The following is a 15,455-nucleotide window of genomic DNA, read 5'->3' on the forward strand; positions in this document are numbered from 1 at the left end:
GTTGTCACGGCGTGAATCAGTCGGCGTGGTCGGGCTCGAAGAAGCTCCAGCGCACGTCCTTGAACTCGGCCCTGAAGTCGGCCTCGACGATATTGATGGCTTCCACCATGGCCCGGGCGGTAGGTGTCTGCGCCATCCGCGCCTTGATGGCCACCATCACGTCCGTACCCATCTGCAGGGTGAGCAGGTTGTAGACATGGTCGATCTCCGGACGCGCTTCCAGGAAAGCGACCATCGCGGCACGTTGCTTGGGTTCCACGCCCTGGCCGATCAGCAGGGCCTTCACCTCGCGGGCGACGGCCACGGCAACCAGGATCAGCAGCACGCCAATGGCGATGGTGCCGAGGGCGTCGAAGATCAGGTTGCCGGTGAGCATGGTGAGCAGCACGGCGATCAACGCAAGGCAAAGGCCCACAAGGGCAGCCAGGTCTTCGCCGAAGATCACCAGCAGTTCGCTCGCGCGGGTTTCCCGGAACCACTGCCACAACGGCCGTCCCTCGCGGGCCTTGTTCACTTCCTGCATGCAGCCATGCATGGAAACGCCTTCGGTGACGATGGAAAACGCCAGGACGCCCACGGCGAGCCACGGCCAGCGCAGCGGTTCCGGATCGGTCAGCTTGTGGATGCCTTCGTACACGGAAAACATGCCGCCGACGCTGAAAAGGAGGATCGCCACGAGGAACGACCAGAAATACAGCGCGCGCCCCCAGCCCAGCGGATACTCCGGTGACGGAGGCCGCTTGGCCTGGCGCAGGCCGAGGAGCAGGAGGCCCTGGTTGCCGCAATCGGCGAGCGAATGCACGGCTTCCGCCAGCATCGCGCCCGAACCGGTGAAGATCGCCGCCACGAGCTTGGCGATGAAAATGGCGAAATTGGCTCCGAGCGCGAGGAAGATCGCGCGCTTCGAATCGGCATGTCCCGACATGTGGTCCCCGTTCCTTGCTTATCGCAAGATCTTACCAAAGCGGCGCCGCAAGGGCGCCGCGGGGGGAGGAATCAGCGGATGACGCCGACGCCCACTCCAAAGCTCACGTTCGGATGGCCGCCGGACAGTTCCTTGGCCGTCCACACATGGGACTGGTTCACCGATACGAGAGGGAAGGTGTATTGCGCCTGGCCGACATTGCCCGTGCGCGTGCCATTGAGGCGCCCGGAGATGGTCACCAGCCCCCCTGAGGGATAGTCGAGGCTTTCGACGTATCCGGGCATGGCGGCGATGAAGCGGCCGTTGCCCGTGTCGTTGGCCTGGGGCCGTTGCGAGCCGTCCAGGGGATAGGCCAGCACTTCGATCTCGCTGTGGTCGGCGAAGTTGCGAACGTTGACGATGCGCCCGCCCCAGATCACGTCGGCGCTGCCGTAGCGTTCGGGTTCGCGCGCCACCTGGCTCGGCGGCACGGCGACGTTGTTCGGGGTGGGCTTGTAGATCGGGGCCGGCGCGCAGGCCGAGAGGGCCAGCACGAGCAGGGAAACAGGCAGGGCGATTCGGACGGTGGGACGCATGGGTCGGCTCCTTCGCAGGTAGTCCAACTTTAGCGCCGCCGGGGTGAACGTTGGGCGGAAGGTATGGCCGGCGACGGCGCCTCGTTGGCCTCGTCGTTCACCAACCAGCTGAGACGGTATTCCGATTCGCCCGCGGTCCCCAGAAGGCGAGGCAACATGCGCAGCGAATCGCGCAGGGTTTCATCGAGCTTCCACGGTGCGTTGACGATCACCATGCCGCTGCCGTTGAGGCGCAGCGGGGAATCGTCCGGCCGCAGGAGCAGCTCGGCCACCAGCACGCGCTTCGCCCCGCATCGGGTCAGCCAGCGATGGAACGGCTGCACGTGGCTGCGCAGCTTGATCGGATACCACACGGCGTACATGCCGGTCGGCCACTTTTCCATGGTGGCCTTGAGGGCCTTCTCGATCAGCCGGAACTCCGCGTCCTGCGCCTCGAACGGCGGGTCGAGCAACACGAGGCCGCGTTTTTCCTTCGGCGGCAACAGGCCCTTCATGGCCTCGTACCCGTCGCGCTGGTGCACGTGCACGCGGCGATCGTGGTGGAACACCTGGCGCAGCGCGGCGGCTTCTTCCGGATGCAGTTCGCAGAGCTGGGCGCTGTCGCCCTCGCGCATGAGGTGGGCGGCGAACCAGGGCGAGCCCGGGTAGTAGCGCATGTCGTCCCCGTCATTGCAGGCGCGGACGGTTTCGAGCCACTTCCACAGCAGTGGCGGCAGGCCGGTGGCCGTGCGCAGCACGCCGAAGCCTTCGTCGGCTTCGCCGGTCTTGCGGGCTTCGACGCTGCGCAGGTCGTAGCGACCACGGCCGGCATGCGTTTCAACGTAGCAGAAGGGCGTGGCCTTCTGCTTGAGCGCGTCGAGCAAGGCCACGAGCACCATGTGTTTGAGGACGTCGGCGAAGTTGCCGGCGTGGTAGGCGTGGCGATAGTTCATCGAGGGATTATAGGCGGTCCTCTCGCGGACAGGGTCCGCGAGGGGCATCGAGCGGCGATTCCGCGGATCAGTAACCGAAAGTGACGCGCTTCTTCGGCGCGTCGCCCTTCTCGACCCGATCCAGCACGCCGATGGCGAAATCGGCCGTGGAGATGAAGCTTTCGCCGTTCGCGTCCTTCAGTACCTGGTCGCCGCCGACGCGGAACACGCCCTTGCGCTCGCCGGGGGCGATCAGCTTCGAAGGGCTGGCGTAGGTCCAGTCGACGTTCGCCTTGCTGGCGCGAAACGCCTCGTAGGCTGCGATCTGGCCTTGGGCGATGCCTTTCCATGCCTCGGGGAAGGTCGGGTCGTCGATGACCCGCACGCCTGGTGCGGTTTCCAGGCCACCCGCACCGCCGACCCAGACGAAGCGGCGCACGCCGGCCGAATCGAGGGCGGCCAGCAGGGCCTGCGCCTGCGAACGCGTATCGCCGCTGAGGCTGGCGATGGCGGCGTCGGCACCGGCCAGTGCGGAGGCCAGCGACGCCGGTTCGTTCACATCGCCCTTCGCGACGTGCAGGTGGTCACGGGCGGCGATGCGGGAGGGATCGCGGACCACCGCGGTCACGTCGTGACCGCGGGAAAGGGCCTCGTCGAGGATGACCTGGCCGATGTTGCCGGTGGCGCCGAAGAGCACGATCTTCATGTCGGATGTCCTTGGATGGGAAGCGATGGAGAACAGCATGGACTCCGCGCCGTTCCGGAAAAACGCCCTTTTGGGCGATTCATCGTAAAGTGAGGCTTTACAATCGAGTGGCGCCGATGGCCTTGCCGAGCATCAACCTCAATCGCCTCGCCGTGTTCGTCGCCCTGGTCAGGGCCGGTTCGTTCACCGCCGCGGCCGAGCAGCTGGGCATGACCAAGGCCATGGTCAGCCAGCACATCGCAAAGCTGGAGGAGGAATTGGGCGTCACCCTGCTCGTTCGCAGCACGCGACGAATGTCGCTGACCGAGGCAGGCGAGCGTTTCCATGAAGACTGCGTGCGGATCGTGGCCGATGCCGAGACAGCGGTCGGTCGGCTCGGCGAACGTCGCGATACCCCCATGGGCGTGTTGCGGGTGGCTGCCGCGGGCGACCATGGCCCGGCCATCGTGGCCCCCGCGCTCGCCGAGTTCGCATCGCTGCATCCGCAGGTGAGTGTGGAGTTGGTGGTGAGCGACGAAATCGTCGACCTCATTGCCGAGCGTTTCGACCTGTCCATCCGCATCGGCTGGCTGCGCGATTCGAGCCTGCGCGCGGCGCGGCTGTCCACGTTCCGCCAGTGTCTGGTCGCTTCGCCTGCGTATGTCGCGCGGCGAGGCGCGCCCTCGATTCCCGACGAACTCGCCGCCCACGACTGGATTTCGCTCAGCGTGCTGTCGTCGCCCACGCGCTGGACGTTTGTCGACGACTCTGGCGTGGAACACACGGTGCGCACTCGCCCGGTCGCCAGCGCCAACAGCACGCTGGCCGCACATGCGTTCGTCGTGGCGGGCCTGGGTATCTCCGTGTTGCCGGACTACGTCGTGGATGCGGATCTCGCGACGGGCCGGCTCGTGCCGTTGCTGGACGACTACCGTTTGCCCGACGGTGGGATACACGCCGTGTACCCCGGCAAGCAGACGTCGGTGAAGGTGCGCGCGTTCATCGATCTGTTGCGGGAGCGGATGGCGCGCGGGCGGCAAGCGATCACGACACCTGACTGCCCAGGCGCAGGTTGATGCCCAGTTCCGTCGCGACGACGCGCATCGCCTCGTCGTCGCGCGACTGCGTGATCCACCCGGCATAGATGCCGTCGTCCGCCTCGCGGGCCCACAGCGTGTATCCGTGCTGGTTCAACTGGTCGAATGCGCGGGAGAAGATTTCAGGGCCGTCGACCTCTTCGTGGAACTCATCGTCGTCCGGGTCGCCGTCCCAGTCGATGGAAAGGTTCCAGCGGCTCGCCAGTTCGTTGATCGCCTCGACCAGCGTGCGGGTGTCGTCGGCGTCCACCTCGAACCCGGAGCGCCAGTCGGTGACCTGGGCCACGATCCGTATCGGGTCGTCGTCGCCTTCTTCCTCCACGGTGTCGCGGTAGGCGGAGAACTGCTGCATCGCGCTGTCCTCGTCGCCTGGATTGATCAGCGCCAGAAGGCGCCAGACCTGCGATTCGGTCGACTCGTCATCGTCCTCGTCCTCATAGCCGTCGTCCTGGTCGAAATCGTCGTCGTAGGAAGCCATGCGTGGGTTCTCGATGGGGGGAGCGCAGTATCGCCGATCCCCGGGCGCCGGTCTAAGTGGTTGATCTTGAATCCGCCCGTGACGCATATGCCGAAATTTCTTATTGACCCGAAACGGCAAACGCGTTGTGCTGCGTTTAGCCGTCCAATCGGCTCGGCCGCGACGGCCGGCATCAAAGGGGGAATACCTATGAACGCCATTGTTTTCGTTCGGGCGGCGGGGGCCGCCGCCATGCTCTTGCTTGCCACCGGCTCCGCTGCCGCCCGATCGGACGAGCCGCCGCCGGACACGATCTGCACGGTGCTGGGAACCGCGGCGCGCTATGTGGGAACCACGGTCACGGTGCGCGGCATCGCCACCACCGAGGGCAAGGTCACCATGCTCACGGATGCGCAGTGCAAGGGCGCAGTGAACCTCAGCATGGACGATGCCGCAGGACGCAAGCGCGACGTCGTGTCGTTCCGCCGCACGGTTTCCGAGAAGGGCGTGCGCGCCGACGCCACGATCTTCGGCCGCTTCGAGGCGACCGGCGACGCGCGCGCGCCCTACGCGATCGACGTGTACAGCGTGCGCGACGTGAACGAACTGCCCGCCGCCGAGGGTGGCTGATCCCGAACGACGGCTGGCCGGCCGTGACTTTCGGCCTATATCGGGTCCGCTCCCGGAGACGCAATCTCGTGCGCTTCCAGGGGAGGGTGGATCGATGCGCCGCGAGGCAGCCAGAATCGTTCGTTGGACCGTTGCAGGCGCGCTTCTGTTCGCCGGTGGCGTATCGGCCCAGGTGTCGACGGCGCAGGTACCGGCCGCGGCTTCCACCACGGCGGCTCCGGTCAGCGTTGCGCCCCCGGCGGAGATTCCCTTCGCTTCGCCCCATGCGGCCTTCGTGCGCACCCCGAGCGCAGCGCAAGCGTGGGGCGGGCCCCGTTCGGGCAATGAAGCGACGCTTTCCGATCGCGTGGTGTCCTACCGCATCCAGGCCCGGCTGGACCCGGACAAGCACACCGTCGACGGCAGGCAGCAGCTGACCTGGCGCAACCGCAGCGACCGGCCGGTCTCGGCGGTATTCCTGCATCTGTACCTCAATGCCTTCGAGGGCGAAGGCAGCACCTTCTTCACCGAGCGCCGCCTCTTGGCCGCGCATGGCGGGTCGCGCGGCATCGCGCCGGTCAAGAAGGGCGAGTGGGGGTACATCGACCTCGGCCACGTCGAGCAGGACGGCGCCACGCTGGCATGGCGCTACGTGCATCCGGACGGTGGACCGGAAACGGACCATACCGTCGTGCGCGTGGACCTGGCGCAGCCGGTGCCGGCGGGCGGCAGCGTCACGCTGGACATGAGCTTCCACAGCCAGTTGCCGCGCGTGATCCTGCGCACGGGCTACGTCGGCAAGTTCCACCTGGTGGGCCAGTGGTTCCCGAAGATCGGGGTACTGGAACTGGCAGGCGAGCGCGGGGCCACCGAGCCGCGCTGGAACGTTCACGAATTCCACTTCAACAGCGAGTTCTACGCCGACTTCGGCGAGTACGACGTGCGGGTGAGCGCGCCCAAGGATTACGTCGTGGCCGCCGTCGGCGAGCAGCAGGGCGCTCCCGTGCAGGAAGGCCAGGATCTGACCTGGCATTTCATCCAGGGCGACGTGCACGACTTTGCCTGGATGGCCGCGCCCGGATACCAAACGCTGGACGGCGAATACGCCGGGCCGGGAAGCCCCAGGGTCAAGGTACGAGTGGTCTATCCGCCTGAATACGAAGCCAGCGCGAAGCCGGTGCTCAAGGCCTCGCTCGACTCGCTGGCGTACTTCTCCCAGACCCTCGGCCCGTATCCGTACAAGACACTCACGGCCGTCGTCCCCCCGTTCAATGCGGCGGAGGCGGGCGGCATGGAATACCCGACGTTCTTCACGGCCGACAGCTTTCGCGAGATAAAGCCCAGGACGCTGGACGAGTACCTGCTCGATTTCGTCACCATCCACGAGTTCGGGCACGGCTACTTCTACGGTCTGCTCGCGTCCAACGAATTCGAGGAGCCCATGCTCGACGAGGGCCTGAACGAGTACTGGGACGACCGCATGCTGCGCGAACGCGGGCAGAAGGTGTACCTCACCAGGCCGTTGTGGCAGTTTTTCGGCCTGGAGCCGCCACTGGATGCGTTCATGCTCGAGCGCATGGTCGCGCGATTGCGCCATCCGTCCGATCCGCTGGGCGAGAACGCCTGGGATCGCCTGTCCAGCGCCGACTACGGCACCGTCTACTCACGCACGGCCACGGCCATGCACGATCTGGAAGAGCGCCTCGGGAAAGGCGTGACCGAAAAGGCCTTCCGCCAGTACTACGCCACGTGGCATTTCCGTCATCCCGGCATGGGCGACCTGCAGGCCACGCTGGCCGACGTCTCCGGAAAGCCGGAGGTGGTGGCGCAGGTGTTCGATCGTTACGTTTATGGCACCGGACGCATCGACGACAGCGTCAGCGACATCGTGAGCACAGAGGTACTGCCGCTTGCCGGGACGCGTATCAAGGACGGCCGTCGCGAGGAGATCACCACCGATGCCAACGACGAGGCCATCCGGAAACAGCGCGATGCCTGGGAGAAGGCGCATCCGCAGGCCGGCCCCGGCACAGGACCTTTCCCTTGGAAGACGATCGTCACGGTGAGGCGGGATGCCTCGCCGGTCCCGCAGACCCTGAAGGTCACCTTTGCCGACGGCTCCTCGGAAACCGTGCGCTGGGACGACAACCGCCGCTGGGCGCGCTTCGCGTTCGTGAAGCCGGTGAAAGGCACGTCGGCGGAACTCGATCCGGAGCGGAAGATCTACCTCGACTCCGACAAGCTCAATGACAGCCGCACCGTGGACGCCAATCACGCGGCATCGCAACGCTGGGGCGCGGACATCGCCGCCCTGCTGCAGGGCATCTATTCGCTTCTGGGGACGCTATGAACGGCCGCCAAAAACGTTCCTCCTTCGCGGCCATCGGTAGCGCCAGCGTCGCGGGGTTGCAGTGGCGCCTTATGCTCCTGTGGATCTTCGTGACCCTCCTTCCGACGATGGTGGTGGCCCTGCCGGTGTGGCGTGTGCTCGACGACCTTCTGGGGCATTCCGTGCATGCCGACGCGTGGGCCCGGCATTTCGACGGCCTCATGTTCGGCGATGTGATAGCGGCCTTCCAGAACGATCATGGCTGGACCGGCATGGCGTTCGTCGCAGGCATGCTGCTGACATGGCTTACCGCGCCGTTCCTCGTCGGCATGATCGTGGCGGGAGGGCGCGCACATCGTGCCCTGGACTTTGGCGGTCTGCTGCAAGGCGGAGCGGCGCAATACGGGCGCATGCTGCGCCTGTCGGTTCTGGCCGTTGTTCCGTACGGACTTTCGGTCGCCGCGTCTTTGGGTGCCTCGTCATTCGCGGACGACAAGATCGACGCCGCCGTTCTGGCCTCCAGCGCCGACGGGTACCGGTACGGCGCAGCGGCGGTGGCGCTGCTGTTCTTCGTCATCGCACAAGCGATCGTGGAATCGGCGAGGGCACAGTTCATCGCCGATGTCGGGCTTCGCTCCGCGTTCATCGCGCTGGGACGCGGATTCATGCAATTCGTTCGGCGGCCATTCGCGACGTTGTTCGTCTATCTCATGATCACGCTGGTCGGCGGCGTGCTGCTGGTGGCGATCGCATCCTGGCGCGGCCATACCACCGCCGCCGGTAGCGGGTTGCCGTTGGGCATTCTCATCGTGCAACTGGGCGTGATCGTGGTCGCCTGGATGCGTACCGCACGGCTGCTGGCACTGGCCGGACTCGCAACGGCGCATCCGCGTCGCCGCCGCAGCGATTTCGCTCCGGCGTTGTAGGGCGCGGTCTGGTGTGCTAGCCGACGCGGCGCACGGCGCGGTGCGGCGGGTAGTACGCAAACAAGTGCGTGGCGCCGCCGAGGAAGTCGATGTTGTCGATGTGCTCGCCGCCCAGGCGCTCGGCGACATGGTCGGAGGCCTCGTTGCCGATGCGCACGAGGCTGATCACACGCTGCGCGTGCATCTGATTCCAGGCGAAGTCGAGGATGGCCTCGCCGGCTTCCGTGGCGTAGCCGTGGTGGCGGTGCTCGGGCTTCAGCATCCAGCCCAACTCGAGGTCGGGCCAGCCTTCGGGCTTCATCAGACCGGCGCGGCCGATGAATTCGCCCGTTTCCTTCAGTTCGATGGCCCACATGCCGCAGCCGCGCAGCGCCCAGTGGCCCAGCAACATGGCCATGGACCGCCATGCGTTCATGCGGTCGAGCGGTTGGCCGTCGCCGATCCAGCGCGTGCTGTCGGCGTCCGCGAGCATGGCCGCGTAATCGTCGAAGTGGCGTTCGGTAAGGGCGGTGAGCCGCAGGCGCGGCGTTTCCAGAACGGGGATGTCTGCCATTGCCATCGAAGTGACCAGGTGTCAGCCGAGCAGGAGGGCCAGCGCGCGGGTGCTTTGCGCGAGACTTTCCTGCCAGGACAAGCCGGTTATTTTCTCACCAGTAGCCGCGTCATGGAAGCTCTCATCCTGGCCGGGTGCGAGAAGATGACGGTAATCCACCGTGATTTCAGTGCCTTGCGGAAGATCCTTGGCAGCGAAGATGAAGCCGAGGTGCCAGAGCCCCGTCGGATCGAAGCTATGGTTCACGTAGCACTCGTCGGGCCATTCCGGCGACACGGTATAGCGGTCTTCGAACCAGCGCGCCGCGGCGTGCAGGTCGGCGGCGAGCTCGGGGGAGCCGGTGATCTCGGCCCAGCCGTAGGTGCGATCGATCTGGTCGGGCGCCGTGACGATGCGTCCGGCCGCCACGAATTCGTCGACGAAAAGGCCCTTGCCGGCGCCGCGGATGGCGGAGTCGGCGATACGGTAACGCGGCAGGATCATCGCTTCATCAAGCCCCTGTTCCATGCGGCGGCACACGTGGCGGCCCCGCACTCGGCGCGAGTGTAGCGCTTTCGCCGCGGGTGGGAAGGCCCGCCCGCGGCGGATACTCGTTCAGTCTTCCTCGTTGCCCTTGGCCTTGCGCTGGCTTTTCGCCTTCTTGGCCGGCTTGCCGCCGTCCAACTGGATGGCGTCGCGGTTACGGTCGACGAGGGCGGCGCCGATGCCCTTGACCTCGGCGAGCTGGTCGGCGGACTCGAAGGCGCCGTTGGCTTCGCGCCAGGCCACGATCGCCTGGGCCTTGGCCATGCCGACGCCGTCGAGCGACTGCGCCAAGGTGGCGGCGTCGGCGGTATTGATGTTCACGGGCGTCGATGCGAGGGCCAGCGGCGACAACAGAAGGCCCGCGAGGGCGATGACAAGACGTTTCAAGATGGTGCTCCTCATGGTGGCGCCGGATGGCGCTGGGGCACTCTGCGTTGCGCCGGAGGGCGCGCAAACCGGCGCGAACCCGACCGGCGCGTGCGTCGTTTCCACTGCGCCGTGGCCATGCGTTCCCACATGCTCCAGGGCACCGCCGTCGTCGCTGTTACAATCGGCCTTTGTCGAACGAGCCTGGCCCGTCATGGATACTTCTCGCGTTTCCTCCTTCGTCAGCGGTCTCTGGGATGCCGAGATCGTCCCGCAGCTGGTCGAGTACATCCGTATTCCGAACAAGTCGCCGATGTTCGACAGCCAGTGGCGCGAGCACGGATACATGGACCAGGCGGTGGCGCTGATGGAGTCCTGGGCACGTTCGAAGCTGCCTGCGCTTCCCGGCGCCTCCCTCGAAGTGGTGCGTCTGGAAGGGCGGACGCCGCTTATCTACATCGACGTGCCCGCGCAAGGCGTGCAGAGCGCTGGCACGGAGCAGGCCGTGCTGCTCTACGGCCACCTCGACAAACAGCCGGAGATGACGGGCTGGGCCGAGGGCCTGGGTCCGTGGACGCCCGTGATCAAGGGCGACAAGCTCTACGGCCGTGGCGGTGCCGACGACGGCTACGCCATCTTCGGTTCGCTGGCGGCATTGCTCGCGTTGCGCGACCAAGGCGTGCCGCATGCGCGCTGCGTCATCCTGATCGAGGCCTGCGAGGAATCGGGCAGCTACGATCTTCCGTTCTATGTGGACCACCTTGCCGACCGGATCGGCAACCCATCGCTCGTCGTCTGCCTCGACTCCGGCTGCGGCAACTACGACCAGCTGTGGCTTACCACCTCCCTGCGCGGCATGACCGGCGGCAATCTCACCGTGCAGGTCCTGGAAGAAGGGGTCCACTCGGGCGATGCGTCGGGCGTGGTGCCGTCGAGCTTCCGTATCCTGCGCGACATACTCAGCCGTCTGGAAGACCCGGCCACCGGTCGGATCGTGCCGAAGGAACTCTATGTCGACATTCCGCCGCAGCGCATCGAGCAGGCGCGCCGGTCGGCGGAAGTGCTGGGCACCGCCGTCTACGACAAGTTTCCCTTCGTTGAGGGCATGAAGCCCGTTACCGACGATCTGGCGGAGCTGGTGCTCAATCGCACGTGGCGTCCGCAACTGGCGGTTACGGGCGTCGGCGGCATGCCCGCCCTCGACAGCGCGGGCAACGTGCTGCGCCCCAAGACATCGGTAAAGTTGAGCCTGCGCGTGCCGCCGACGTTGTCGGGCGCCGAGGCAGGCAAGTTCCTGAAGCAACTGCTCGAGAAAGACCCGCCGTACGGCGCGAAGGTCACCTTTGATCTCGAGAAGGACGGCAGCGGCTGGAATGCGCCGGCTCTCTCGCCCTGGCTCGAAGAGGCAGTGGCCACGGCCTCCGCGCATTATTTCGGCGCGCCCGCGGCCTATATGGGCGAGGGCGGCAGCATCCCGTTCATGGGCATGCTCGGTGAAAAATTCCCGCAGGCGCAGTTCCTCATCACGGGTGTGCTCGGCCCGCATTCGAATGCGCACGGTCCCAATGAATTCCTGCATATCCCGACCGGCAAGCGGGTGAGCATGGTGGTGGCCGACGTCGTGGCCCGGCATTTCCAGGAAGCCTCGAAGGCATGAGCCTCGAAGCGGGGACGCTCGCGGAACGGCTCGCCGTCGTTCGGGCCTCCATCGCCGACGCCTGCCGGCGTGCCGGTCGCGATCCTGCCGACGTCGTGCTGCTTCCGGTCAGCAAGACCTTCGGCGCCGACGTCGTGCGCGAGGCACTTGGCCTGGGGCTGCATCGCTTCGGCGAGAACAAGGCCCAGGAAGTGCAGGCAAAAGCCGCGGCCCTCGCCGGCGAGCCCGTGGAATGGGTGCTGATCGGCCATCTGCAGACGAACAAGGCCAAGATGGTGGCCGCCCACGCCAGCGAGGTGCAGTCGCTCGACCGCCCGGAGTTGGCGGTCGCCCTGGACAAGGCGCTGCAGGCGCGCGGGCGCGCGATCGACGTGCTGGTGCAGGTGAAGACATCGCCGGAGGAAACAAAATCCGGCATCGCCCCGGACCGCCTGCTGCCTTTCCTCGATGAATTGAAGGCCTTTTCCTCGCTGCGCCTGCGCGGCCTGATGACGCTTGCCGAGGCAAGCGAAGACGAAGAGCGGGTAAGAGCCTGTTTTCGGATGCTGTATCGCCTGCGTGACAGGGCCCGCGACGCGGGCCACGCGGTGGATCGCCTGTCGATGGGAATGAGCGGGGACTACGCGCTGGCCATCGCCGAGGGAAGCACCGAAGTGCGTATCGGCTCCGCCATCTTCGGGGCAAGAACCTACAAGGCCTGAGCCGATTCTTTACGTTCGCGGTCGCGTACCTTCCGTTTTCCTCGTCACGTATGTGAAGGCAAGTGCCTAAACCTGTTCAGGTTTTCGCCGTTCAGGCCGTAATTTCATACGACTGGTCTGAATCTTTCCTAGGAATGGCTTTTTTTAACTTTATGCCAACAACAAGGCGTAGGGGGTTTGGTAACTTCACTGCTCGTTCACGGTCGTCTCACCTTCACGGCGGCTTAACTCCACGATGAATAGGCCTTTTCGCTCATGCATTTAAAGCGACTGACCGCTCTCGCGTTAGCCACCTGCTGTATCGCTTCCGTTACACCCGCCATCGCCGACACCGTCTCCGCTCCACAGGCCCTTGACCAGTCGGCAACGCTGCTCCTCACCGACCTGCCCGTGTTCGCACCCGCTACGGCGCTGGCTCAGTCCACCGTACCGGACTTTTCCTCCCTCTCTGCTCCCAAGGTCGACGAATCTGCCAAGGCAGGGGACGACGTCGCCCTCTCCGATGACGGCGACGACGACGGGGACAGCCTCGTTGCCGCGGCCACGGCCCGTCTGGCAGGTCACGTCGACGGCCACGCCCGCGAGGCGCTCCTCGCCTTCGCCATGAAGCTCCGCGACATCCGTTACCACCGCGGCGGCCGCAAGCCCTCCACCGGTTTCGACTGCAGCGGCTTCGTCCGCTACGTGTTCCAGCACAGCATCGGCCTCGACCTCCCGACCAATTCGGCTAGTCAGTTCCTCGCCGGCCTGAAGGTCAAGCGCAGCGAAATGAAGACGGGCGACCTCGTGTTCTTCCGCACCCGTGGCAAGGCCATTTCCCACGTGGGCATCTACATCGACAACGGCCAGTTCATCCATTCGCCGTCGGCCGGCAAGACCGTCCGCGTCGACAGCCTCAATGAGGCTTACTGGTCCAAGCACTTCGCCGGCGCCAAGCGCCCCGAAGGCATCGCCAAGATCTGACGGAACCCTTCAACGTATATTTCCGAAACGGCATGCTACGGCATGCCGTTTTTTTATGGGCCGCCCCGACAGGTCGGATATCGATCGGAAGCGTGAGGCCAGGTCGGCGTGGGGGAATCCGTTATGCTTTCCCGCATGCCCCGTCGTCCCCATTTTCCGCCGTCGCGGACGTCGCACCGCCCATCCGCCCCCGTGCACGGTCTGGCACGCGTGCTGTCGAAGCGCGGCCTCTGTTCCCGCAGCCAGGGCGAACGCCTGGTGCGCGAAGGACGCGTGCGAGTGAATGGGCGCCAGGTGCGCGATCCGGAATGGCCCATCGCCGGACACGAGCGCATCGACATCGATGGCGGCGCGGTGGAGGCTGCGGCTCCCGTCTATGTCGCCATGAACAAGCCGCGCGGTGTCGTTGTGTCCGCTGCGGACGAGCACGGTCGCGACACGGTGTATTCGTTGCTGCAGGATGCCGGGTTGCCGTGGCTCGGTCCCGTAGGAAGGCTCGACAAGGCGAGCGAGGGCCTCCTGCTGTTGAGCAACGACACGGTATGGGCGGCGGGCATCACCGATCCCGCCACCCATGTGCCGAAGACCTACCACGTGCAGGTGGCGGGCAAGCCTGACGAGGCCACGGTCGTCGCGATGCTTGGCGGGGTGTTGGACGCGGGCGAATCGTTGCGTGCCACGGCGGTTTCATTGCTGCGCCAGGGCGAAAGGAACGCGTGGCTGGAGGTCTCTCTCGACGAGGGCCGCAACCGGCATATCCGACGGCTGCTTGCGGCGCTCGGTTTCGATGTGCTGCGACTCGTGCGCGTCGCCATCGGCGATCTGGCCCTCGGCGAGTTGCCGAAGGGCCAGTGGCGGCATCTGGAAGCCTCCGAAGTCGCGGCCCTGCGTCGCCGCTGACGCTTCCCACAGCCAGCCGGAAGGCCGGGGGAGATCAGTCCTTCAGGATGCCGAGCTTCCTGCCCACCTTGGTAAACGCGGCGATGGCGCGATCCAGGTGCTCCCGCGTGTGCGCCGCGCTCATCTGCGTGCGGATGCGTGCCTTGCCCTGCGGCACCACCGGGAAGAAGAAGCCGGTGACGTAGATGCCTTCCTCGAGCAACTCCGATGCCATGGCCTGGGCCTGCTTGGCGTCGTAGATCATCACCGGCACGATCGGGTGCTGGCCGGGACGGATGTCGAAGCCGGCTTCGGTCATCTTCTCGCGGAAGTAACGGGTGTTTTCCTTCACCTTCTCGCGCAGGTCGCCTGCCGCCGCCAGCATGTCGAACACCTTGATGCCCGCGGCCACCACATGGGGCGGGAGCGAATTGGAGAACAGGTACGGGCGCGAGCGCTGGCGCAGCATCTCGATGACTTCGCGGCGGCCCGTGGTGAAGCCGCCGAGGGCGCCGCCGAGGGCCTTGCCCAGGGTGCCGGTGAAGATGTCGATCTTGTCCATCACGCCGTGCAATTCGGCGGAGCCGCGGCCGGTATCGCCGAGGAAGCCGGTGCAGTGGCATTCATCAATGTGCACCAGCGCGCCGTATTTGCGTGCCAGGGCGGTGATCTGGTCGAGCGGGGCGACGAAACCGTCCATCGAGAACGCGCCGTCGGTGGTGATGAGCTTGGTGCGCGCGCCCGCCGCATCGGCCGCCTGGAGTTGGGCCTCCAGGTCGGCCATGTCGCAGTTGGCATAACGGAAGCGCTTGGCCTTGCACAGGCGGATGCCGTCGATGATCGAAGCGTGGTTCAGCGCGTCGGAGATCACGGCGTCTTCCTCGCCCAGCAGCGGCTCGAAAAGACCACCGTTGGCGTCGAAGCAGGCGGCGTAGAGGATCGTGTCCTCGGTGCCGAAGAAGTCGGCGATCTGCCGCTCCAGCGCCTTGTGCAGGTCCTGCGTGCCGCAGATGAAGCGCACGCTGGCCATGCCGAAGCCGTGCGTGTCCAGGGCGTCCTTGGCTGCCTGGATCACGTCAGGGTGGTCGGCCAGACCGAGGTAGTTGTTGGCGCAGAAATTGAGGACCTTGCGGCCTCCTTCCAGTTCGATCTCCGCCGACTGCGGCGAGACGATGACCCGTTCGTTCTTGAACAGGCCCTGCTCGCGGATGGATTCGAGCTCGCTGGCGAAACGGGTCTGGCCGGGATAAGACATGGTCGGGAGTTCCGGAACGTAGGAGAACTCCGATTGTGAGGC

Annotated in this window: 17 protein-coding genes; 8 read left to right on the forward strand and 9 right to left on the reverse strand. The window is 65.9% G+C overall.

Going from position 1 to position 15,455, the window contains the following annotated elements; translation table 11 throughout:
* Positions 1-16: 16 nt before the first annotated feature.
* From FHS47_RS03535 to FHS47_RS03550, 4 genes are all read right to left on the reverse strand, one after another.
* Positions 17-925 (reverse strand): cation diffusion facilitator family transporter, encoded by a 909-nt coding sequence (locus FHS47_RS03535; protein ID WP_167023029.1) that lies wholly within the window; start codon positions 923-925, stop codon positions 17-19.
* Positions 926-996: 71 nt separating this feature from the next.
* Positions 997-1,500 carry a Slp family lipoprotein gene (locus FHS47_RS03540; RefSeq protein WP_167023032.1) on the reverse strand — a complete coding sequence of 168 codons (504 nt, stop codon included), beginning with the start codon at positions 1,498-1,500 and terminating at the stop codon, positions 997-999.
* Positions 1,501-1,529: 29 nt separating this feature from the next.
* Entirely contained in the window at positions 1,530-2,432 is a 903-nt protein-coding gene (rlmJ, locus tag FHS47_RS03545; protein WP_167023035.1) for a 23S rRNA (adenine(2030)-N(6))-methyltransferase RlmJ, read from the reverse strand.
* A gap of 67 nt (positions 2,433-2,499) precedes the next feature.
* Positions 2,500-3,117 carry an NAD(P)H-binding protein gene (locus tag FHS47_RS03550; protein ID WP_167023037.1) on the reverse strand — a complete coding sequence of 206 codons (618 nt, stop codon included), beginning with the start codon at positions 3,115-3,117 and terminating at the stop codon, positions 2,500-2,502.
* Between the two features lie 116 nt (positions 3,118-3,233).
* Between FHS47_RS03550 and FHS47_RS03555 the strand changes: the two genes are divergently transcribed.
* Positions 3,234-4,172, forward strand: a complete 939-nt coding sequence (locus FHS47_RS03555) for a LysR family transcriptional regulator (protein WP_167023040.1) — start codon at positions 3,234-3,236, stop codon at positions 4,170-4,172.
* On the opposite strand, the gene FHS47_RS03560 is transcribed toward FHS47_RS03555, so the two are convergent.
* Positions 4,141-4,671, reverse strand: a complete 531-nt coding sequence (locus tag FHS47_RS03560) for a hypothetical protein (protein ID WP_167023043.1) — start codon at positions 4,669-4,671, stop codon at positions 4,141-4,143. The two genes, FHS47_RS03555 and FHS47_RS03560, sit on opposite strands and share 32 nt — an antisense overlap.
* A gap of 189 nt (positions 4,672-4,860) precedes the next feature.
* On the opposite strand from FHS47_RS03560, the gene FHS47_RS03565 reads away from it, so the two are divergent.
* The 3 genes from FHS47_RS03565 (at position 4,861) to FHS47_RS03575 (ending at position 8,514) form a co-directional block, all read left to right on the forward strand.
* The gene (locus tag FHS47_RS03565; RefSeq protein WP_167023046.1) at positions 4,861-5,280 is read left to right on the forward strand and encodes a hypothetical protein; all 420 of its coding nucleotides are present in this window, start codon (positions 4,861-4,863) and stop codon (positions 5,278-5,280) included.
* Between the two features lie 94 nt (positions 5,281-5,374).
* A complete protein-coding gene (locus FHS47_RS03570; protein WP_208381772.1) occupies positions 5,375-7,609 on the forward strand; it encodes a M1 family metallopeptidase in 2,235 nt (744 codons plus the stop codon).
* Positions 7,606-8,514 carry a hypothetical protein gene (locus FHS47_RS03575; RefSeq protein ID WP_167023049.1) on the forward strand — a complete coding sequence of 303 codons (909 nt, stop codon included), beginning with the start codon at positions 7,606-7,608 and terminating at the stop codon, positions 8,512-8,514. The genes FHS47_RS03570 and FHS47_RS03575 overlap by 4 nt, the downstream gene beginning before the upstream one ends.
* 16 nt (positions 8,515-8,530) lie before the next feature.
* On the opposite strand, the gene FHS47_RS03580 is transcribed toward FHS47_RS03575, so the two are convergent.
* The 3 genes from FHS47_RS03580 to FHS47_RS03590 all read right to left on the reverse strand — a co-directional run bounded on the left by FHS47_RS03580 (position 8,531) and on the right by FHS47_RS03590 (position 9,994).
* The gene (locus FHS47_RS03580) at positions 8,531-9,067 is read right to left on the reverse strand and encodes a GNAT family N-acetyltransferase (RefSeq protein ID WP_167023051.1); all 537 of its coding nucleotides are present in this window, start codon (positions 9,065-9,067) and stop codon (positions 8,531-8,533) included.
* 21 nt (positions 9,068-9,088) lie between these two features.
* Complete coding sequence (locus FHS47_RS03585) at positions 9,089-9,550, reverse strand: SET domain-containing protein (protein WP_167027615.1); 462 nt, start codon at positions 9,548-9,550, stop codon at positions 9,089-9,091.
* Between the two features lie 111 nt (positions 9,551-9,661).
* Positions 9,662-9,994, reverse strand: a complete 333-nt coding sequence (locus FHS47_RS03590; protein WP_167023054.1) for a ComEA family DNA-binding protein — start codon at positions 9,992-9,994, stop codon at positions 9,662-9,664.
* A gap of 178 nt (positions 9,995-10,172) precedes the next feature.
* Here FHS47_RS03590 and FHS47_RS03595 point away from each other — a divergent pair, with 178 nt between their 5' ends.
* The 4 genes from FHS47_RS03595 (at position 10,173) to FHS47_RS03610 (ending at position 14,179) form a co-directional block, all read left to right on the forward strand.
* The gene (locus tag FHS47_RS03595; RefSeq protein ID WP_167023057.1) at positions 10,173-11,615 is read left to right on the forward strand and encodes a M20 family metallopeptidase; all 1,443 of its coding nucleotides are present in this window, start codon (positions 10,173-10,175) and stop codon (positions 11,613-11,615) included.
* Positions 11,612-12,316: a YggS family pyridoxal phosphate-dependent enzyme gene (locus FHS47_RS03600; protein WP_167023060.1), complete on the forward strand. Its 705-nt coding sequence runs from the start codon at positions 11,612-11,614 to the stop codon at positions 12,314-12,316. Before FHS47_RS03595 ends, FHS47_RS03600 begins: the two co-directional genes overlap by 4 nt.
* A gap of 255 nt (positions 12,317-12,571) precedes the next feature.
* On the forward strand, positions 12,572-13,279 hold the full coding sequence (locus FHS47_RS03605; protein ID WP_167023063.1) for a C40 family peptidase: 708 nt from the start codon (positions 12,572-12,574) through the stop codon (positions 13,277-13,279).
* 135 nt (positions 13,280-13,414) lie between these two features.
* On the forward strand, positions 13,415-14,179 hold the full coding sequence (locus FHS47_RS03610; protein ID WP_167023066.1) for a pseudouridine synthase: 765 nt from the start codon (positions 13,415-13,417) through the stop codon (positions 14,177-14,179).
* A gap of 34 nt (positions 14,180-14,213) precedes the next feature.
* Here the strand turns inward: FHS47_RS03610 and kbl are convergent, their stop codons facing one another.
* A complete protein-coding gene (kbl, locus tag FHS47_RS03615) occupies positions 14,214-15,413 on the reverse strand; it encodes a glycine C-acetyltransferase (protein WP_167023068.1) in 1,200 nt (399 codons plus the stop codon).
* Between the last annotated feature and the right edge of the window lie 42 nt (positions 15,414-15,455).

Source organism: Luteibacter sp. SG786, from assembly GCF_011759605.1.
Classification (GTDB): Bacteria; Pseudomonadota; Gammaproteobacteria; order Xanthomonadales; family Rhodanobacteraceae; genus Luteibacter.